The following is an 18,677-nucleotide window of genomic DNA, read 5'->3' as shown; positions in this document are numbered from 1 at the left end:
CTGATGACCTTTACCGTGCGACAGGCCCTGGCAGCCGATGCCATCGCCCTCCCCGCCATCGAGCGCTCGGCCGCCGAACTGTTTCGCCTCGACCCGTCACTGGCCTGGCTGGCGGAGGCTGCCGTACCGCAGGCCTCGGCGCATTTACCGGCCATTGAACAGGGCGAACTGTGGGTCGCGGAAAACAACGACGGGCAACTTGCAGGTTTTTTAAGGGCGGTGACTGTCGACCAACAGTTGCACATTGAGGAACTGTCCGTCAGCCAACACTTTCAGGGCCGGGGCGTCGGTCGCAAGTTGCTGTTGGCGGCGATTGAACAGGCGCGTCTGTGGCAACTTCGGGCGGTGACGCTGACGACGTTTCGCGACCTGCCGTGGAATGCGCCGTTCTATCAACGCATGGGTTTTGCGCTATTGAACGCCGACGACACGGACGCACGTCTGAACCATGTATTGCGCGATGAAATCGCTCACGGATTGCCCGGCGAGCGACGTTGCGCCATGCGCCTGATACTCACGCCGTCGGCTTGAGATCAACCCCCAGCGCCTGGGCAAACGCCTTGACCAACGGACTGCGCACGGTGTTGTGGCGCAGGATCAGATTGAACGGCGTGTCGAAGTGGATCAACTCCGGGCACACCGCGCGAAACTGCCCGGCGGCCACCAGCGTGGCGGCGTAGTGCTGGGGCAGAAAGCCCACGAAACGCCCGGTCTTGATCAGCAACGCCACCGCTTCGACCTGGGTCGCCGAGGCGGAAAAACTGTCGTAGCGGGCGAAGTTGAGCTTGTCGCGATGGATCGCGTAGCGGTGGTTGATGCATTCGTAATCCTGCAGCACGTTGCCACCCATCTGCTCCGCCGGCATTTCGAACAATGGGTGGCCGACGGCGCAGTAAGCCTGCGAGCGTTCTTCGTAGAGCGGGTAATAATCGAACTCTTCACGCTTTTGATAAACCGGGACTATTCCGGCAACTAAGCGCCCCTCTACCACGCCTCTTTCCACTTCATCCAGCTGGGTCGCCTGAAGTTGAAACCTTACTTTCGGCGAGTGCTCATTGATCTTTTTAAGCGCAGCAACTAACGGTGAATTATCGTCACTGATCGTATTATCGATCACCCCCACTCCGAGATCGCCGATAAGTTCGTTCTGCGCTGAACTAAGCCGGTCACGAAAGTTGTCGACCGAGGCAAACAGATCAATCGACGCCTGATACACCAGACGCCCTTCTTCGGTCAGGTGAAACCCCTCGCGGCCACGGGTACACAGGCGCATGCCGATGCGGATTTCCAGGTCGGAGATCTGCTTGCTGATCGCGGCCAGGCCCACGTTCAGCTCGTTCTGCGCCGCGCTGAAGCCGCCGGCCTCGACCACCGCCTTGAACACCTTGAGCAGTTTGAAATCCAGTCCGCTGAGGGCCAAAGGTGCCCGGTGAGCGGTTTTGACCGGTGGGTTTCCGGAATTGGAAAGTGGGGTTTCCATAATGCTGATTTACCTCTGGCGCAATGTTCAACAATCTGTGTCCAACAACAAAAACATCGCCGGCTAATAATAATGATCACAGAAAACAAGCCTTGGCAACCGCCAAAAAATCCCGAACATCAGTGCCAACTCACTGATCGCCAAACATTAAAAGCTGACACTTCGATCAGCTCTTGTCTCTTTGCAACTGCCCTCTTGAAAACTGCTTTGGCCTGATTCCGTCTGCTGATTGTTCGGCACGGTTTTCTAGGGTCATGCACACCGATTTCAGTTCGCGTTACCGACGAGGAAAACAACAAATGTCTCAAACCACCGACCGTCTCTGGGGTGCCCGTTTCAAAAGCGGCCCGTCCGCAGCCCTGGCGGCCCTGTCCCGTTGCCCCGAGCGCTATTTCCGCCTGACACCGTACGATCTGGCCGGCTCAAAGGCCCACGCCGGGGAACTGCAACGTGCCGGTCTGCTCGACGAGCAGGAAACCCGCACGATGATCGAAGCCCTGGACGGCATCGGTGCCGATTTCGCTGCCGGGCGCATCGCCCCGACGCTGGACGACGAAGACGTTCACACCTTCATCGAACGCCTGCTGACCGAGCACCTCGGCGCACTGGGCGGCAAGCTGCGCGCCGGCCGTTCACGCAACGACCAGACTGCCAACGACCTGCGCCTGTTCCTGCGTGATCACGTCCGCACCCTGGCCGTGGAAGTGCTGGCCCTGCAAACGGCGCTGGTGGATCAGGCCGAGCAGCACGTCGAAAGCATCTGCCCGGGTTTCACCCACTTGCAGCAGGCGCAACCGATCGTGTTCGCCCATCACCTGCTGGCCCACGCCCAATCGATGCTGCGCGACGTACAACGCCTGGTGGACTGGGACGCACGCACCTCGCTGTCGCCCCTCGGTGCTGCGGCCATGGCCGGTTCCGCGATCGCTCGCCAGCCGCAGCAGTCGGCCAAGGAAATGGGTTACGCCGGGGTCTGCGAAAACTCCATCGACGCCGTGGCCAGTCGCGATCACGTCGCCGAATTCCTGTTCATTGCCAGCATGCTCGGGATCAACATCTCGCGTCTGGCCGAAGAGTTCTGCCTGTGGTCGTCGCGCCAGTTCCGCTGGGTCGATCTGGACGACGCCTACGCCACCGGCAGTTCGATCATGCCGCAGAAGAAAAACCCCGACATCGCCGAACTGGCCCGAGGCAAGGCTGGGCGTCTGATCGGCAACCTGACCGGTCTGCTGTCGACGCTCAAATCCCTGCCGCTGTCGTACAACCGCGACCTGAGCGAAGACAAGAACGGCGTGCTCGACAGCGTCGACACCCTGCTGCTGGTGCTGCCGGCCATGGCCGGGATGGTCGCGACCATGACCGTCAACGTCGAGGAGCTGCGCCGTCAGGCACCGCTGGGTTTCACCCTCGCCACCGAAGTCGCCGACTGGCTGGCGGTGCGCGGCGTGCCGTTCAAGGAAGCCCACGAAATCACCGGCGCACTGGTGCAGGCCTGCGAAAAACACGACCTCGAATTGTGGGAAGCCTCGCCGGCGCTGCTGGCCGAGATCGACCCGCGCCTCACGGCAGACGTGCGTGACAGCCTGACCCTGGAAGCCGCCATCGCAGCCCGCAGCGGCTGGGGCGGCACCGCGCCGCAACAGGTGCGCGAGCAGATCGGCCGCCTGAAAACCGCCCTCGCCGCGCAGCAACAGTGGACCGAAAACTACCAGGGCTTCCGCCTCTAAGCCGGGTCCCCCTCCCACCGGGAGGGGGTTGATCGAAAAGTACAGTGTACGGAGAAACACCATGAGCCAGACTCAGGCAGAACGACTCCAGGCGGAGCGCAAACTGGCGGAAAACCAGTTCGACATTACCCAGTACCAGCATGTGCCACGGCGTTATTACGGGCGGATCTTCTTCGCCACCGTGATCGTCATCGCGATCATCGGCCTGGTGCGGGCCTTCGCCGAAGGCAAGATCGAATGGTCGTACATCGGCCAGTTCCTCACCTCCGAAGCGATCATGTGGGGCCTGTTCAACACGATCATCATGGCCGTGCTGGCGATGGCGCTGGGCATCGTGTTCGGGGTGATCACCGCGATCATGCGCATGTCGGCCAACCCGATCCTGCGTTACGTGGCCGTGACCTACACCTGGCTGTTTCGCGGTACGCCGCTGATTCTGCAACTGCTGTTGTGGTTCAACCTGGCGCTGATCTTCCCCACCATCGGCATTCCCGGCCTGTTCGAACTCGACACCGTGAGCCTGATGACCCCGTTCGTGGCCGCCCTGCTCGGCTTGAGCATCAACCAGGGCGCCTACACCGCCGAAGTGGTGCGCGCCGGCCTGCTGTCGGTGGACACCGGCCAGTACGAAGCCGCCAAGTCGATCGGCATGCCTCGCCTGCAAGCGCTGCGCCGGATCATCCTGCCGCAGGCCATGCGGATCATCATTCCGCCGGTCGGCAACGAATTCATCGGCATGGTGAAAATGACCTCGCTGGCGAGCGTCATCCAGTACTCGGAACTGCTCTACAACGCCCAGAACATCTACTACGCCAACGCCCGGGTCATGGAGCTGCTGATCGTCGCCGGTATCTGGTACCTGGCCACCGTCACCGTCCTGTCCTTTGGTCAAAGCCGTCTGGAGCGTCGTTTCGCTCGCGGCGCCGGCAAGCGTTCTTGAGGAATCCGTCATGAGAAGCATCGTCAAGGCCGTGAGCCTGAACAAATATTACGACCAGTACCACGCGCTCAAGGACATCAACATCGAGGTCGAGCAAGGCGAAGTGCTGTGCATCATCGGCCCGTCCGGCTCGGGCAAGAGCACCCTGCTGCGCTGCGTCAACCAGCTGGAAAAGATCGACAAGGGCGGCCTCTGGGTCGACGGCGAACTGGTCGGCTACCGCGTGGTCGGGCACAAACTGCACGAACTCAACGAGTCGCAGATCGCCCGCCAGCGCCTGGCCACCGGCATGGTGTTCCAGCGCTTCAACCTGTTTCCGCACATGACCGTGCTGCAAAACATCATCGAAGGCCCGTGCCAGGTGCTCAAGCGTTCGCCCAAGGAAGCGCACGAAGAAGCCCTGGAACTGCTGGCCCGGGTCGGCCTGGCCGACAAACGCAACAGCTACCCGATCGAACTGTCGGGCGGTCAGCAACAACGGGTGGCGATTGCCCGCGCCCTGGCCATGCGACCGAAGCTGATGCTGTTCGATGAACCCACTTCGGCACTCGACCCGGAACTGGTCGGTGAGGTGCTGTCGGTGATGCGCGATCTGGCGCAGACCGGCATGACCATGATCGTCGTCACCCATGAACTGGGCTTCGCCCGGGAGGTTTCCAACCGCATGGTGTTCATGGACGGCGGGCAGATCGTGGAGGCTGGAAGCCCCGAAGAAATACTAATAAGTCCGCAAAACCCGCGCACCCAAAGCTTCATTTCTGCCGTTCGAACCTGAGGCCCCTTTGGCCTTCACAACACTCATAAGAGAACGTCCATGAAGAACTTCGTCATTCCAGCAGTACTCACCTCCCTCATGTCTTGCGGTTTCGCCGTGGCCGCCGAGTTGCCGGCCAGCATCAAGGAAAAAGGCGAGATCGTCGTCGCGATCATGCCCAACTATCCGCCGATGGATTTCAAGGACCCGGCCACCAACAAGCTCACCGGCCTGGACTACGACCTGGGCAACGCCCTGGCCGAACGCCTCGGGGTGAAGATCAAATGGCAGGAAACCGGCTTCGAGCAAATGATCAACGCCCTGACCACCGACCGCGTGGACATGGTCCTGTCGGGCATGACCGACACCGCCGAGCGTCAGGCCAGCGTGACCTTCGTCGACTACTTCACCAGCGGCCCGCAGTTCTACACCTTGCAGAAGAACGCCGCGACCAACGAGATCATCGACCTGTGCGGCAAGAAGGTCGGCACCAGCCGTCGCACCACCTTCCCGGCGGAAATCGCCGCATGGAGCAAGGAAAACTGTGAAGCCGCCGGCAAACCTGCGATCAACGTGATCGGCACCGAAGGCTCGGCCGACGCCCGCGCCCAATTGCGCCAGAGCCGCATTGATGCGGCGATGCAGGGCAGCGAAACCCTGTCGTACCTCAAGACCCAGGAAAAGGACATGTACAAAACGGTCGGCCAGCCGATCTCCGTACAGTTCACCGGGCTGGGGGTGAGCAAGAAGAAGCCTGAGCTGAGTGAAGCGGTGAAGGTGGCGCTGCAGAGCATGGTGGATGACGGCAGCTATAACGCGATTCTGAAGAAGTGGGATCTGGAGTTGGGTGCGATCAAGGAAGTGACCATTAACGCGGGCAAGTAATCCGGTCAGCGCCGACCCAACCGGTTGGCGCTTTTTCATGAACAGCTGGAGCGCCCTTGATGTCCTCCTTGCAACCCACCTGGCCCGACCAGCACAAAGCCTGCCTCGCCCTGGCCTTCGACCTCGACGGCCCGACCGGCGATGCCATGCTCAACAACTCGATCTGGCACAAACCGGAATACTTCGGCTTCGGCGGCTACGGCCCCTACCGCGCCCTGCCGCGCCTGCTGGATCTGCTCGACACCTTCAAGATCCCGACCACCTTCTTCGTCCCCGCCTGGGTCGTGGAAAACTGGCCGAAACAATGCCAGGCCATCGTCGAGCGCGGTCATGAAGTCGCCTACCACGGCTACAAGCACGAATCCTTCTACGCCCTGACGCTGGACCAGCAGCAGGCCGTGATGAACAAATCCCGCGATGTCTTCTGGCAATACCTGCACATCCGCGCCGAGGGCTTTCGCACTCCGTCGGGTGACTGGCGCGCCGAAACCCCGGCGATGCTGGCCGACAACGGCGTCATATATTCCAGCAGCATGCGTGGCGATGATCGGCCGTATCTGGTCAACGTCCCCGGCCACGACACGCCGCTGGTGGAAATCCCCGGCCGCTGGGAAATGGACGACTACGCCTCGCTCGCCTACACCCGCGCACCGAACTTCCCGTCCGGGCTAGACCGCACCGCCAGTTACGAGCTGACCCTCGACAACTGGCAACGCGAATACGACGGCGCGATGGACGAAGGCCTGTGCCTGACCACCCTGTTCCACCCGAAAATCACCGGCAAACCGGGGCGCATCCTGTTGCTGGAGAAACTCTTCGAACACATGCGCCAGCGCGATGACGTGTGGTTCGCCACCTGCCGCGACGTCGCCCGCTGGTGGCTGAAGGAGCATCACCATGGCTGACGCTGACAACCTCTGGCCCGCCGGCAAACGCTGCGCGGTGGTGCTGACCGTCGACTACAACGACATCCACGGCATTCTCACCCAGGCCCCGGAAGTCGCCGGGCGCGACAAGACCCTTTCGGTGTGGCGCTACGGCACGCAACGGGGCGTCGAGCGATTGCTCGGCCTGTTCAGGGAACTCGGAGTGCGCAGCAGCTGGTTCGTGCCCGGCGTCGTTGCCGAGGAAAACCCGCAGCACATCGCCGCGATTCTGGCTGACGGCCATGAGATCGCCTGCGCCGGTTACCGTCATCAGGATTACGACACGCTGGATCTGGCGGCGCAGAGCGCGGAAGTCGCCAAGGGTTGTGCAGCGCTGGAAGCACTGACCGGCGTGCCTCCAACCGGTTTCCGGATTCCGGCGGGTAACGGCGCGCCGGGCTTCATTGAAGCCTTGAAAGATCACGGCATTCTCTGGTCGTCATCTTGGCGTGGCGATGATCTGCCGTTCTTGCACGCGACCGCCCCCGAAGTGGTCGAGTTGCCGCTGCATTACGAACTGGAAGACGAACCCTACTTCGCCTTCAACCTGAGCCCGGCCGTGCCGCCGGCGCAATCGCGGATCGCCTCCTACAGCCACACCCTGGGTAACCTGCAAATGGACTTCGCCGGGTTCCACCGCTTCGGCCTGTGCTACGTGCTGCGCCTGCACCCGGAAATCATCGCCACGCCGGGGCGCATCGGTGTGCTGCGGGAATTGCTGCAAGGCATTCAGCAGCATGACGACGTGTGGATCGCCACCGGCGCCGAAGTCGCGCAGTGGTGGGCGCAAACGGCGGCGCCGGTCGCGCAGGATCATCCGGCGTCGGTGTATGAGCGCCATTATCGGGACTACCTCGTATGACGGAACGCATGCAGCGGCTGGCGCAGTTTTGCGTCGAAACGCGGTTTGAAGATCTGCCGCCAGCGTTGGAGGAACAGGCCAAGCGGCACATTCTCGACACCTTCGGCGCAGCGCTGGCCGGGGCCGACAGTGCGGTGGCGCTTCAGGCGCGGCAAGTGTTCGGCGCCGAGCCGGGCACCGCGCTGGTCTGGGGTTCGTCATTGCGCGTCGGCGCGGGACATGCGGCGTTGCTCAACGGCATCGCCGCCCATGCGCTGGAGCTGGACGACACCGGCGGGTGCGATCATTCCGGCGCGGTGGTGTTGCCGGCGGTGATGGCCGCGCTGTCGCTGGTGGATCGGTCGGTGGACGGTCGCGAACTCATCACCGCCGTGGTGATCGGCTACGAAATCGGTCGGCGGGTGCTGGAGGCTTGCGGCAGCTATTCGGCGCACAACGGCGCCGGCTGGCACTCGACCGCCACCTGCGGTGTGTTCGGCGCGGCGGCGGCCTGTGCGCGGATCTTTGCGCTGGATGTCGGGCAAACCGTGTCGGCGCTGGGCATCGCCGGCAGTTTCAGCGGCGGGTTGTGGGCGTTCATTCATGACGGTTCGCAAAGCAAGAAACTGCACAGCGGCCGGGCGGCCGAGGGCGGATTGCTCGCTGCGCGTTTTGCTCGCGAAGGCGTCAGCGGGCCGTCGGTGTTGTTCGAGGATGTCTGGGGTGGTTTTCTCAAGACCCTCGCACCGGGCAGCGCACAACCGGATGCGCTGGATGCCGAATTGGGGCGTGTGTGGAAACTCGCGCGCTGCTCGATCAAACCCTACGCCGCTTGCCGTGGCACCCATTCGGCTATCGATGCGCTCGGGCTGCTGCTGGAGCAACTGCAGATCGGCGCCGATCAGGTGGAAGACGTCCAGGTGAACCTGTGCGGGTTTCTGCTCGACATGTGCGGCGGTCGCGACATCCAAAGTCTGGCCGCCGCGCAGATGAGTCTGCCCTACGCCCTCGCCGCGCGACTGGTGCATGGCCATTGCCGACTCGAGGCTTACGACGAACAGCCACGCAACGATCCGCGCATCGCTCACTGGCTGGCGCGCATTCGCCTTGAAGTGGATGAGCGACTGTCGGAGGATGGCGAGCCAGTGGTCGTTGTGCGAACCCGCGACGGGCGTCAGGCGAGTCTATGTGTCGAGGTGCCGCTGGGGGCGCCGGGCAATCCGCTGAGCGAGGCGGCGCTGGAGGAGAAGTTTTTCAGTCTGGCGTTGCGGGTGATTTCACCGGTCAAGGCCGAGCCTTTATTGGTGCAACTGCGACAACTGCAAACGCTGGATTCCGTGCGCGATCTCGAGCACCTGTTAACCGAATAAGGACATTTGATTTTCCGTGGCCACCTACTCGCTCGTTATCCGCCGCCTGATGATCGTTTCGCTGACCATCGTCGTCAGCCGCGCCATCACCAGTCCGTTGCTCACCCTGTTTTTGAGCAACAAGCTCGGCCTCAACCAACAGGACGTCGGGTTGCTGCTGGGCATCGCTGTGTTCATCGCCACCCTGCTTGCGCTGTACGGCGGCTACATCATTGATCGGCTGGAGAAGCGCCGGTTGTTGATTCTGGCGATGCTCTCCAGTGCCATCGGCTTCGTGCTGCTGACCTTCGCCAAAGACCTGTACCTGACGACCGCCACCCTGGTCATCACCGAAACCGCCTCGGCGCTGTTCCTGATCGGCTCCAAGGCGATCCTCAGCGAAAACCTGCCCATGGGCCAACGGGCCAAGGCGTTTTCCCTGCGCTATACGCTGACCAACATTGGCTACGCCACGGGCCCGATGCTCGGCGTGGTAATCGCCGGGGTCTACCCGATTGCGCCGTTTCTGATTGCCGCCGGCATCGCTTTCGGCAGCATCTTCCTGATGATCGGCATCCCGAAGGACGCCAGCCCGGTCGCCGCCATCGGCCAGCCGCAAAGCTTCCTGAAAACCCTGATCACCCTGAAAAACGACCGCACGCTGATCATGTTCACCTGCGGCTGTCTGCTCAGCACCGTGGTCCATGGCCGCTTCACCCTGTACCTGTCGCAATACCTGCTGGTGGTCGAAGACTCGCAGCGCGCGTTGCAAACCATGGCCGCCCTGCTCGCCTGCAACGCCATCGCGGTGATCCTGTTGCAGTACCAGATCGGCCGCTTCCTCAACCGGGAAAAACTGCGCTACTGGATCGCCGCCGGCACCAGCCTGTTCATCCTCGGTTTGATCGGCTTCAGCCTGGCCGACAGCCTGGTGACGTGGTGCATCGCGATGTTCATCTTCACCCTCGGCGAGATGATCATTTATCCGTCGGAGTTCCTGTTCGTCGACACCCTGGCCCCGGAAGAACTGCGCGGCAGCTATTACGGTGCGCAGAACCTCGCGGCCCTTGGCGGCGCGCTGAGCCCGGTTATCTGCGGTTTCCTGCTGATGCATACGCCAGCGCCGACCATGTTCTACGCGCTCAGCGCACTGACCGCGATGGGTGGGTTCCTGTGCTTCATGAGCGGGCGGCGCGTAGCTTTACTTCATAAATAATGCACTGAAACTGCATTTATATGAATTTGTCAGCATCGTGAATGATTGGCACACTGTGCGCGTTCCTCCCCCAATAGTTGGAACACTTCGAAGGACTTTCCGCGTTTACGGACAAGTCCTTTTTTTTGCCCTGAATTTCGCAAAGGATCGATTCTGCATGCTCGCTCGCTGGTTGCCCGCCGCCATCAACACCCCCCCCACCGAATGGAGCCGCGCCGCGATCGGCATGGCCCTGGGCACGTTGTTCAGCGTGTGGGCGTGCAGTCAGGTGTTCGGCATTGAAGTGGCCTACCACCTGATCGGCCCGCTGGGCGCTTCGGCGGTGTTGCTGTTCGCGGTGTCATCCGGCGCCCTCGCCCAGCCATGGTCGATCATCGGCGGCTACCTGTGCGCGGGCGTCGTCGCGTTGCTGGTGGCCCACGTCCTCGGCCGAACCTTGGGCAGCGCGTGCCTCGCCGCAGGCATGGCGCTGATCCTGATGTGCTGGCTGCGCTGCCTGCACCCACCGGCCGGCGCCGTCGCGTTGACCATGGTGCTGGCCGACCCGATGACCATCGCCATGGACTGGAAAGCCCTGGAGCCGGTGATGCTCAGTGCCGCGTGCCTGCTGCTGGCCGCACTGGCTTACAACAACCTCACCCGCATCCGCTACCCGAAACGCCCTGCCGAACCAGCGCCGGCCTTGGCACCGGTCGATATTCAGTCCATCACGGCCGAGGATCTGAAATTGGCACTGGCGGATATGGAGGCGTTTATCGACGTCACGCCGGAGGATCTGGAGCAGTTGATTCATGCCAGTGAACTGCATGCCAAGCGGCGGAGCATTGGTGAAGTGCTGGGTGGTCGCAGGTAATACGTGATCCGACCGAAGGTTGTCGAACGCCCTTGCCAAGACATGACCAACGACTACCTTTCAGCTTTGTACCGCACAGATTTGTCTGCCTTTCACTTGGAAGTCTGGCCCGCTGTAATGTCCAGTAGCGATGACATCGGTAGTCTGGCTATGGAAAAACGCTCAACGTTGTTGAGAAGCGAGCTGGCTTTGCGCTTTGACTGAACCGTTACTTTCCTCAAACACCGCATTTCTGCGTAACCAGCAGTCCGCCCAAATGCCCCGCCTGTAGCATGCGGGCACGTGTGTTTTTCGCCAGCTCCGTGAATCTGGTGGTTTTCGAATCCTTGGTTTCGAAATCTGCGAGAGGAACGTTTCATGAGCGACCCATTGCTGAAGTTGCTGCAAGAGCCCCTGTTCGACCCCGAAAAGCGCCATCGCGTGTCTCTGCGCGAATACATGGATCTGAATATCGATCGGATGCGCGCAATCATCGGCAACGGGCTCATGACCAATGCCATGTGGCTGAGCCAACCCCATCAGTCTGAATTCCGGTTGATGCTTGAACGTGCAGCGCTTATCGGCGCCTGGGACTATTCATTGATTGCCTGCATCGTCGACCACTTCATTGCCGGTGACGCTTTTTTTGCCCATGGCAGTCAGAACCAGATCGCGCAGTATCAACAGGAAATCTGTCAGCTGGATGCGGTTTACGCCTTTGGCTGCACGGAGATCGCCAGCGGCTCCGATGTGGGTAACCTGCAAACCACGATCACCCATGACCCTCACAACCATTGTCTGATTCTGAACTCGCCCACTGCGCAGTCCTGCAAGTTCTGGATCGGCAACGCACTGCACGCAGCAGTGGTGGTCATGGTCCTGGGGCGTCTGATCGTCAAAGGTGTGGATGTGGGGTTGCACTGGTTCCGCGTGCCAATTCGCGAGCAAGAGAATGGCCCGCTCCTGCCAGGTGTCAGGATGACCACCTGCGATCCCAAGGGTGGCATTCACGCCAATCAAGTCGCCGGCATCCGTTTTTGCACAATGAAGCTGCCGCTGGACGCGCTGATGCAACGCTATGCCAGGTTCTCTGCGCAAGGTGATTTCAGCAGCGACATCCCGCCAAAAGAACGCTTGAAAAGCGCGATGCAGACATTCATCCAGGAACGCCTTTTCCTTATTGCTGCCGCTCGTGGTGGCGCCAGTATGTGTGCTCACCTGACGTATCGTTTCGGCTCCCATCGTTTGGTCAAGAGTAACGAGGGCAACCAGCCTCTTCTGACCAAGGCACTGTTCCGACAACGACTGTATGTCGTACAACTCAAGGTGCTGGCCCTGAAGATGCTGGAGCGGGCGGTGCTGTCGCGGTTCGAAGCGGACTGGCATCAACCGGCCAGGCGAACAGAACTGCATATTCTCGCCGCCATCGTCAAAAGTGTCGGTACATGGCTGGGACTGGAGGTCATGAGAGCGTGCAGAGAGCTTTGTGGTTCGCAGGGTTTTCACCATCACAACCAGATCGTCACCTTGTGCATGGATCACGAGATCAGCACTACGTTCGCCGGTGACAACAGCATCCTGTGCGCTCAGGTCGCCAGGGACGCCATCACCCGACCACGGTTTGCCTCCCACAACATCGCCCAGCGCATCGAGTCGCTCATCGCTGATCAATGCCGCGATAGTGCCGACTTTTCTCACCGTCAGGCCGTGGCACTCACCTACGCCCGTGCGCTGGACCTGATCCTCGTCGAAGGCGAACGCAACCGGCTCGTTTCTCCCGGAACGCTTCAGGACATACTCCACGTCTTTTCCCCGGTGTTGCACCCTTGGGGGCAGTCGGTCGCTGGCGACGAACTGGAACTGCACGCTACAGAAGCCCGGCTCGGTGAGATCGACGATCTGCTCAAGCCACCGCCGGAGCTGGTCAGTGCCCCCATCGACGCAGCCGATTACATGGAGCGTTTCACGGCTGCACTCTACGAGGAAGCGTGAGCATGGCCAATCAATCTTTTCCGGACTTCTCCGACCGCTACACGATCCAGGACCCCTATCGGGCCTACGCGTACCTGAGAATTCATCAACCGGTCTATTGGTGCGATCACTTGCATGCCTGGTTTCTGACCCGCTATGGCGACGTCCACGCCGCCCAGGCCGATACCCGACGTTACTCCTCGAACCGTATGCGGCAATTGGTGGACACCCGCGTATCGAAAGAACAACGCGAGCAACTGAACGTCTTCGTCCGCCTGGCCTCGCAATGGATGTATGACCAGGATGGAGACGCGCACAAGAAAAGTCGTCAGTTGCTAGGCAAGGCATTCACACCTCGCGCCATTGAGTCGTTGCGCCAGATCATTCAGGACATCACCGATCAAGAGCTGTCCGGCCTGCAAGGCCAGGTCGACCTCAAGGCCAGCCTTTTCGACCGGATTCCCGCGCTGATCCTCGCCGAGCTCTACGGCATCGATCGCGAAGATGCCCTGAAACTGCGGCGCTGGACGAGGGACATCGTGATGTTTGTGGGCGGCAGTCACGATCCTGACTATGGGCCTGAACAGGCACTGGCAGGGATTGAAGAAATGTACGCCTACTTTGCCGACCTCGTTGAAAAGCGCCGCCGCCAGCCCCGGGACGATCTGGTCAGTCGGGTGCTTGAGTCGAGTATGGAAAGTGCGGCAAGCGATGACGAGGTACTGGCGCAAATTGTCTTCATCCTGGTTGCCGGTTACACCACCAGCGCTGACCAACTCTGTATCGGCTTGCTGCACTTGCTCGAACACCCTGCGCAGCATGCGGCCCTCAAAAACGATCCGACCCTGGTGAACCTGGCCGTGGAGGAAATGCTGCGCTTCGATGCCGCCGGTTCATTGAGCCATCGAGTGCTGACTGAAGACGTCACGATCGAAGGCGTCACGATGAAGGCGGGAGACCTGGTCTATCTGATACGAGCCTCCGCCAACCGGGATCCGGCGAAATTCACCGACCCTGACACCTTCGATATTCGTCGAGCGGACCATGACCATCTGGCATTTGGCCGTGGACAGCACTTCTGCATGGGTACGGCGCTGTTCCGCCTGGAGGCCGAGATCGTTTTTACGTCCTTGCTAAAGCGCTTTCCCGATTTGGGTCTTGTCGCGGATAGCCCTGCGACCTGGCGCACCAGCAACCTTCAATTCCGGGGCTTGAAGGCACTTCCGATCAATCTTGGGAAAGGAGTCTGAACCATGGAGTTTCAACGCGTGTTTTCTGCCGCCCCTTGGGAATCCATCGCCGGCTACTGCAGAGCCTTGAAGGCTGGCAATACCCTTCTGGTAGGCGGCACGGTGGCGTTCGATGATGACGGCAAGCCGTTCAAACCCGGCGATGCATATGCCCAGACGCTACGGTGCCTGGAGATCATCGAACAGGCGCTAAAAGAACTGGGCGAGGATCGCACGCGCATCATTGCAACCCGCATGTACACCAGCAATATGGATCTCTGGCCAAAAATCGCCCAGGCCCACAAGGAATTCTTTGACCAACACCCACCCACCACCATGCTGCTGGAAGTCGCACGATTGATCAGCCCTGAATTCGTTATCGAGATTGAGGCAGAGGCCCGCTCGAACGGGGATCGCGGTCATGAATGACGCCTCTTTGACCGTGGAGGACGCCAGAGCAACGTTGCGCCAGGCTCAAGTGACCCGCGTTCACGACATGGCGATTGAAAGTCACGGTCGCCGGTTGCCGCTGCGCCTTTACTGGCCTGCGGGCAAGGGGCCTTTTGCCGTGCTGGTGTTCTTTCATGGTGGTGGCTGGGTCACGGGCGACCTGGATACCCATGATGGTTTCTGCCGACTGATGTGTGACTGGGCTGGCTGTGCGGTAGTCGCCGTTGATTACGCCCGCCCTCCGGAACACCTGTTTCCGGCAGCCCTGGATGATTGCTGGACAGCTTTGCAATGGGTCGCACGGCAGGGTCTCGAGCATGGTCTTGATACTTCGAGAATCGCGGTCGCCGGCGGTGGCTCCGGAGGGGCAATGGCCGCTGTCATCTGTCAGCGCGATTCGGCGCAGCAAAGACCGTGTCTCGGCTTTCAGCTGCTGCTTTACCCTTTGCTTGATTGCCACACCCGATACCCGTCCCACGAGCAATTCGCGCAAGGACATGGCCTTACCACACAGATGCTCGAATGGTATCTCGGCCACTATCTGCCGCCCGGCACATCGCGCGCCGATCCGCGGTTGTCCCCCCTGCTCTACAACGCGTTGCACGGACTGCCCCGGACGCTGATCATCACCAGCGAACTCGACATTTTGCGGGATGAAGGCCGTGCCTATGCAGCGAGATTGCGTGCAGCGGGTGTGAGCGTCGAACACCTGGAATTTCAAGGCATGCGCCATGGTTTCATGAACCATCCCGCGGCGCATGATGAGGCTCGGCAGGCACTGTTGTCATGCGTCCGCTCGCTGCAGGCACAGTTTCGCGGGGAGTGACAGCCAGTGCTGCTCTGCGCGGCAGTTCCCCCGGCCAAGATCAGGCAAAAATGCAGACACCCCATGCACATATCCCCGTTGTACACGGCAAATTTGCACTGTTACGATCCGGTAACGCTCGCGCGCGAGCTTCTCGAATAAAGACAATAAAAGCAGGGAGTTAGTGATGACTGCTCAGGCTTCATCCCCGCGGACTTCGTCCATGGATGCCACGCCGCACGAAGTGCTGGCCGAGGTTCGCAATCACATCGGTCATCTGACCCTCAACCGCCCCGCCGGCCTCAATGCCCTGACCCTCGACATGGTGCGCCAGCTCCAGCAACACCTGGACGCCTGGGCCGTCGATGCCGATATCCACGCGGTGGTGCTGCGCGGTGCCGGCGAGAAAGCCTTCTGTGCCGGCGGCGACATTCGATCCCTGTACGACAGCCACAAAAGCGGCGACACGCTGCACGAAGATTTCTTCGTCGAGGAATACGCCCTCGACCTGACGATCCACCACTACCGCAAACCGGTGCTCGCGCTGATGGACGGTTTCGTTCTCGGCGGCGGCATGGGTCTGGTGCAAGGCGCCGATCTGCGGGTGGTCACCGAGAAGAGCCGTCTGGCGATGCCGGAAGTGGCGATCGGCTATTTCCCGGATGTCGGCGGCAGTTATTTCCTGCCACGGATTCCCGGCGAGCTGGGGATTTACCTGGGCGTCAGCGGCGTGCAGATCCGGGCGGCAGATGCGCTGTATTGCGGCCTCGCCGACTGGTATCTGGACAGCAGCAAACTCGGCATCCTCGACGAGCAGCTCGATCACTTGGAGTGGCACGACACACCGCTCAAAGACCTGCAAAGCCTGCTGGCCCGCCACGCCGTGCAAACCCTGCCGGATGCGCCGCTTGAAGCCTTGCGTCCGGCCATCGACCACTTCTTCGCCTTGCCTGACGTGCCGAGCATCGTCGAGCAACTGCGCGCCGTGACCGTCGCCGACAGCCACGAATGGGCAACCACCACCGCCGACCTGCTGGAAACCCGCTCGCCGCTGGCCATGGGCGTGACCCTGGAAATGCTCCGTCGCGGCCGCCACCTGAGCCTGGAACACTGCTTCGCCCTCGAACTGCATCTGGATCGCCAGTGGTTCGAACGCGGCGACCTGATCGAAGGCGTGCGCGCCCTGCTGATCGACAAAGACAAATCACCGCGCTGGAACCCGCCGACCCTGGCTGCGCTGCACGCCGAGCAGGTCGAGAGTTTCTTCCACGGTTTCGAAGAGAGCGGGAGCTGAGTCATGCACGATCTCGAATTGACTGAAGACCAGGTAATGATCCGCGACATGGCCCGGGACTTTGCCCGCGGCGAAATCGCGCCCAACGCACAAGCCTGGGAAAAGGCCGGCTGGATCGATGACGGTCTGGTGGCGAAGATGGGCGAACTCGGCCTGCTGGGCATGGTGGTGCCGGAGGAATGGGGCGGCACGTACGTCGACTACGTGGCCTATGCGCTGGCAGTGGAAGAGATTTCCGCCGGTGACGGCGCCACCGGCGCGTTCATGAGCATTCACAACTCGGTGGGCTGCGGGCCGGTGCTCAACTACGGCAGCGAAGAACAGAAACAGACCTGGCTGGCGGATCTCGCCAGCGGCGCGGTGATCGGCTGCTTCTGCCTGACCGAACCCCAGGCCGGCTCCGAAGCGCACAACCTGCGCACCCGCGCCGAACTGCGCGACGGGCAATGGGTAATCAACGGCGCCAAGCAATTTGTCAGCAATGGCAAGCGGGCGAAACTGGCGATCGTATTTGCGGTGACCGATCCGGATCTGGGCAAGCGCGGGATCTCGGCGTTTCTGGTGCCGACCGATACGCCGGGGTTCATCGTTGACCGTACCGAACACAAGATGGGCATTCGTGCTTCCGACACCTGCGCGGTGACGCTGAGCAATTGCAGCATTCCTGAAGCGAATCTGCTGGGTGAACGCGGTAAAGGTTTGGCGATTGCCCTCTCCAACCTGGAAGGCGGACGCATCGGGATCGCGGCGCAAGCCCTGGGCATTGCCCGTGCAGCGTTTGAAGCGGCGCTGGGTTACGCCCGTGATCGGGTGCAGTTCGGTAAGGCGATTGTCGAGCATCAGAGTATTGCCAATCTGCTGGCGGACATGCAGATGCAGATCAACGCGGCGCGCTTGATGATCCTGCATGCGGCGCGGCTGAGGACGGCGGGTAAGCCGTGTCTGTCGGAGGCTTCGCAGGCCAAGCTGTTTGCTTCGGAAATGGCTGAGAAGGTGTGTTCGTCAGCGATTCAGATTCATGGCGGGTATGGGTATCTGGAGGATTACCCGGTTGAGAAGTACTACCGGGATGCGCGGATTACCCAGATTTATGAGGGGTCGAGCGAGATACAGCGGATGGTGATTGCTCGGGAGTTGAAGAACTACCAACTCTGATTGATCGCCCCCACGCAATGCGTGGGGGCGAACGCTATTACTTGCCCTGGAACTCGGCAGGCCGCTTGGCCACAAACGCCGCCATCCCTTCCTTCTGATCCTGCGTCGCAAACGCCGCATGGAACACCCGGCGCTCGAAGCGCACACCTTCAGTCAGGTTCACTTCGAACGCGCGATTGACGCTTTCCTTGACCATCATCGCAATCGGCAACGATTTGCTGGCGATCACCGCCGCCACTTTCAGCGCTTCATCCAGCAACTCGGCACTCGGCACGATCCGCGCGACGATGCCGCAGCGCTCGGCTTCCACCGCGTCGATCAAACGACCGCTCAGGCACATTTCCATGGCCTTGGCCTTGCCCACGGCGCGGGTCAGGCGCTGCGTGCCGCCCATGCCTGGGAGCACGCCGAGGTTGATTTCCGGCTGGCCGAATTTGGCGTTGTCGCCGGCCAGGATGAAGTCGCACATCAGCGCCAGTTCACAGCCGCCGCCGAGGGCAAAACCGTTGACCGCCGCGATGATCGGCTTGCGCCGGTTGGCCACGCGGTCGCTGTCGCTGAACAGGTCGTCCATGTAGATCTGCGGGTAGGTCAGATCGGCCATTTCCTTGATGTCGGCGCCGGCGGCGAAGGCTTTGGCCGAGCCGGTGATGACGATACAGCCGATGTTCGCGTCGGCTTCAAATCCATCGAGCGCGCGGTTCACTTCGCTGACCAGTTGCGCATTGAGGGCATTCAGCGCCTGCGGGCGATTGAGGGTGATCAGGCCGACGCGGCCATGGGTTTCCAGCAAAATCGTTTCGTAACTCATGTGCAGATTCCT

General features: G+C 61.2%; 18 protein-coding genes. 16 read left to right on the top strand and 2 right to left on the bottom strand.

The window, feature by feature from the left end:
* Positions 1–3: 3 nt before the first annotated feature.
* On the top strand, positions 4–531 hold the full coding sequence (locus tag AC1RT4_RS04745) for a GNAT family N-acetyltransferase (protein ID WP_493083886.1): 528 nt from the start codon (positions 4–6) through the stop codon (positions 529–531).
* Here AC1RT4_RS04745 and AC1RT4_RS04740 read toward each other — a convergent pair.
* On the bottom strand, positions 515–1,480 hold the full coding sequence (locus AC1RT4_RS04740) for a LysR family transcriptional regulator (RefSeq protein ID WP_262159533.1): 966 nt from the start codon (positions 1,478–1,480) through the stop codon (positions 515–517). The two genes, AC1RT4_RS04745 and AC1RT4_RS04740, sit on opposite strands and share 17 nt — an antisense overlap.
* A gap of 299 nt (positions 1,481–1,779) precedes the next feature.
* On the opposite strand from AC1RT4_RS04740, the gene argH reads away from it, so the two are divergent.
* The 15 genes from argH to AC1RT4_RS04665 all read left to right on the top strand — a co-directional run bounded on the left by argH (position 1,780) and on the right by AC1RT4_RS04665 (position 17,854).
* Positions 1,780–3,207 (top strand): argininosuccinate lyase, encoded by a 1,428-nt coding sequence (argH, locus tag AC1RT4_RS04735; protein ID WP_493083884.1) that lies wholly within the window; start codon positions 1,780–1,782, stop codon positions 3,205–3,207.
* A 61-nt stretch (positions 3,208–3,268) separates the two neighbouring features.
* Positions 3,269–4,147, top strand: a complete 879-nt coding sequence (locus tag AC1RT4_RS04730; protein WP_011334265.1) for an amino acid ABC transporter permease — start codon at positions 3,269–3,271, stop codon at positions 4,145–4,147.
* 10 nt (positions 4,148–4,157) lie between these two features.
* Positions 4,158–4,922 (top strand): amino acid ABC transporter ATP-binding protein, encoded by a 765-nt coding sequence (locus AC1RT4_RS04725; protein WP_007951284.1) that lies wholly within the window; start codon positions 4,158–4,160, stop codon positions 4,920–4,922.
* Positions 4,923–4,961: 39 nt separating this feature from the next.
* On the top strand, positions 4,962–5,786 hold the full coding sequence (locus AC1RT4_RS04720) for an ABC transporter substrate-binding protein (protein ID WP_493083881.1): 825 nt from the start codon (positions 4,962–4,964) through the stop codon (positions 5,784–5,786).
* Between the two features lie 56 nt (positions 5,787–5,842).
* On the top strand, positions 5,843–6,691 hold the full coding sequence (locus tag AC1RT4_RS04715) for a polysaccharide deacetylase family protein (protein ID WP_170929564.1): 849 nt from the start codon (positions 5,843–5,845) through the stop codon (positions 6,689–6,691).
* A complete protein-coding gene (locus tag AC1RT4_RS04710) occupies positions 6,684–7,574 on the top strand; it encodes a polysaccharide deacetylase family protein (protein WP_493083879.1) in 891 nt (296 codons plus the stop codon). The genes AC1RT4_RS04715 and AC1RT4_RS04710 overlap by 8 nt, the downstream gene beginning before the upstream one ends.
* Positions 7,571–8,923, top strand: coding sequence for an MmgE/PrpD family protein (locus AC1RT4_RS04705; protein ID WP_493083877.1), 1,353 nt, complete (start codon positions 7,571–7,573; stop codon positions 8,921–8,923). The genes AC1RT4_RS04710 and AC1RT4_RS04705 overlap by 4 nt, the downstream gene beginning before the upstream one ends.
* A 16-nt stretch (positions 8,924–8,939) precedes the next feature.
* Positions 8,940–10,118 (top strand): MFS transporter, encoded by a 1,179-nt coding sequence (locus AC1RT4_RS04700; protein WP_064596823.1) that lies wholly within the window; start codon positions 8,940–8,942, stop codon positions 10,116–10,118.
* A gap of 157 nt (positions 10,119–10,275) precedes the next feature.
* Positions 10,276–10,971 (top strand): HPP family protein, encoded by a 696-nt coding sequence (locus tag AC1RT4_RS04695; protein WP_493083874.1) that lies wholly within the window; start codon positions 10,276–10,278, stop codon positions 10,969–10,971.
* A 357-nt stretch (positions 10,972–11,328) separates the two neighbouring features.
* Positions 11,329–12,942: an acyl-CoA dehydrogenase family protein gene (locus tag AC1RT4_RS04690; protein ID WP_493083872.1), complete on the top strand. Its 1,614-nt coding sequence runs from the start codon at positions 11,329–11,331 to the stop codon at positions 12,940–12,942.
* Between the two features lie 2 nt (positions 12,943–12,944).
* Complete coding sequence (locus AC1RT4_RS04685; RefSeq protein WP_493083870.1) at positions 12,945–14,171, top strand: cytochrome P450; 1,227 nt, start codon at positions 12,945–12,947, stop codon at positions 14,169–14,171.
* Positions 14,172–14,174: 3 nt separating this feature from the next.
* On the top strand, positions 14,175–14,579 hold the full coding sequence (locus AC1RT4_RS04680; RefSeq protein ID WP_493083869.1) for a RidA family protein: 405 nt from the start codon (positions 14,175–14,177) through the stop codon (positions 14,577–14,579).
* The gene (locus AC1RT4_RS04675; RefSeq protein WP_493083868.1) at positions 14,572–15,426 is read left to right on the top strand and encodes an alpha/beta hydrolase; all 855 of its coding nucleotides are present in this window, start codon (positions 14,572–14,574) and stop codon (positions 15,424–15,426) included. Before AC1RT4_RS04680 ends, AC1RT4_RS04675 begins: the two co-directional genes overlap by 8 nt.
* Before the next feature lie 166 nt (positions 15,427–15,592).
* Positions 15,593–16,699 carry an enoyl-CoA hydratase/isomerase family protein gene (locus AC1RT4_RS04670; protein WP_493083866.1) on the top strand — a complete coding sequence of 369 codons (1,107 nt, stop codon included), beginning with the start codon at positions 15,593–15,595 and terminating at the stop codon, positions 16,697–16,699.
* 3 nt (positions 16,700–16,702) lie between these two features.
* Positions 16,703–17,854 carry an acyl-CoA dehydrogenase family protein gene (locus tag AC1RT4_RS04665; RefSeq protein WP_493083864.1) on the top strand — a complete coding sequence of 384 codons (1,152 nt, stop codon included), beginning with the start codon at positions 16,703–16,705 and terminating at the stop codon, positions 17,852–17,854.
* Positions 17,855–17,891: 37 nt separating this feature from the next.
* Here the strand turns inward: AC1RT4_RS04665 and AC1RT4_RS04660 are convergent, their stop codons facing one another.
* Positions 17,892–18,665, bottom strand: coding sequence for an enoyl-CoA hydratase (locus tag AC1RT4_RS04660; RefSeq protein WP_273902775.1), 774 nt, complete (start codon positions 18,663–18,665; stop codon positions 17,892–17,894).
* Positions 18,666–18,677: the final 12 nt, after the last annotated feature.

Source organism: Pseudomonas sp. GW821-FHT11D10 (genome assembly GCF_058808435.1).
This window is presented reverse-complemented; position numbering and strand designations above follow the sequence as displayed.

What these genes read in the sequence shown, in the direction of transcription:
- AC1RT4_RS04745 (WP_493083886.1), top strand. Translation starts at nt 4, where the DNA reads ATGACCTTTACCGTGCGACAGGCCCTGGCAGCCGATGCCATCGCCCTC.
- AC1RT4_RS04740 (WP_262159533.1), bottom strand. Translation starts at nt 1,480, where the DNA reads ATGGAAACCCCACTTTCCAATTCCGGAAACCCACCGGTCAAAACCGCT.
- argH (WP_493083884.1), top strand. Translation starts at nt 1,780, where the DNA reads ATGTCTCAAACCACCGACCGTCTCTGGGGTGCCCGTTTCAAAAGCGGC.
- AC1RT4_RS04730 (WP_011334265.1), top strand. Translation starts at nt 3,269, where the DNA reads ATGAGCCAGACTCAGGCAGAACGACTCCAGGCGGAGCGCAAACTGGCG.
- AC1RT4_RS04725 (WP_007951284.1), top strand. Translation starts at nt 4,158, where the DNA reads ATGAGAAGCATCGTCAAGGCCGTGAGCCTGAACAAATATTACGACCAG.
- AC1RT4_RS04720 (WP_493083881.1), top strand. Translation starts at nt 4,962, where the DNA reads ATGAAGAACTTCGTCATTCCAGCAGTACTCACCTCCCTCATGTCTTGC.
- AC1RT4_RS04710 (WP_493083879.1), top strand. Translation starts at nt 6,684, where the DNA reads ATGGCTGACGCTGACAACCTCTGGCCCGCCGGCAAACGCTGCGCGGTG.
- AC1RT4_RS04705 (WP_493083877.1), top strand. Translation starts at nt 7,571, where the DNA reads ATGACGGAACGCATGCAGCGGCTGGCGCAGTTTTGCGTCGAAACGCGG.
- AC1RT4_RS04695 (WP_493083874.1), top strand. Translation starts at nt 10,276, where the DNA reads ATGCTCGCTCGCTGGTTGCCCGCCGCCATCAACACCCCCCCCACCGAA.
- AC1RT4_RS04690 (WP_493083872.1), top strand. Translation starts at nt 11,329, where the DNA reads ATGAGCGACCCATTGCTGAAGTTGCTGCAAGAGCCCCTGTTCGACCCC.
- AC1RT4_RS04685 (WP_493083870.1), top strand. Translation starts at nt 12,945, where the DNA reads ATGGCCAATCAATCTTTTCCGGACTTCTCCGACCGCTACACGATCCAG.
- AC1RT4_RS04680 (WP_493083869.1), top strand. Translation starts at nt 14,175, where the DNA reads ATGGAGTTTCAACGCGTGTTTTCTGCCGCCCCTTGGGAATCCATCGCC.
- AC1RT4_RS04675 (WP_493083868.1), top strand. Translation starts at nt 14,572, where the DNA reads ATGAATGACGCCTCTTTGACCGTGGAGGACGCCAGAGCAACGTTGCGC.
- AC1RT4_RS04670 (WP_493083866.1), top strand. Translation starts at nt 15,593, where the DNA reads ATGACTGCTCAGGCTTCATCCCCGCGGACTTCGTCCATGGATGCCACG.
- AC1RT4_RS04665 (WP_493083864.1), top strand. Translation starts at nt 16,703, where the DNA reads ATGCACGATCTCGAATTGACTGAAGACCAGGTAATGATCCGCGACATG.
- AC1RT4_RS04660 (WP_273902775.1), bottom strand. Translation starts at nt 18,665, where the DNA reads ATGAGTTACGAAACGATTTTGCTGGAAACCCATGGCCGCGTCGGCCTG.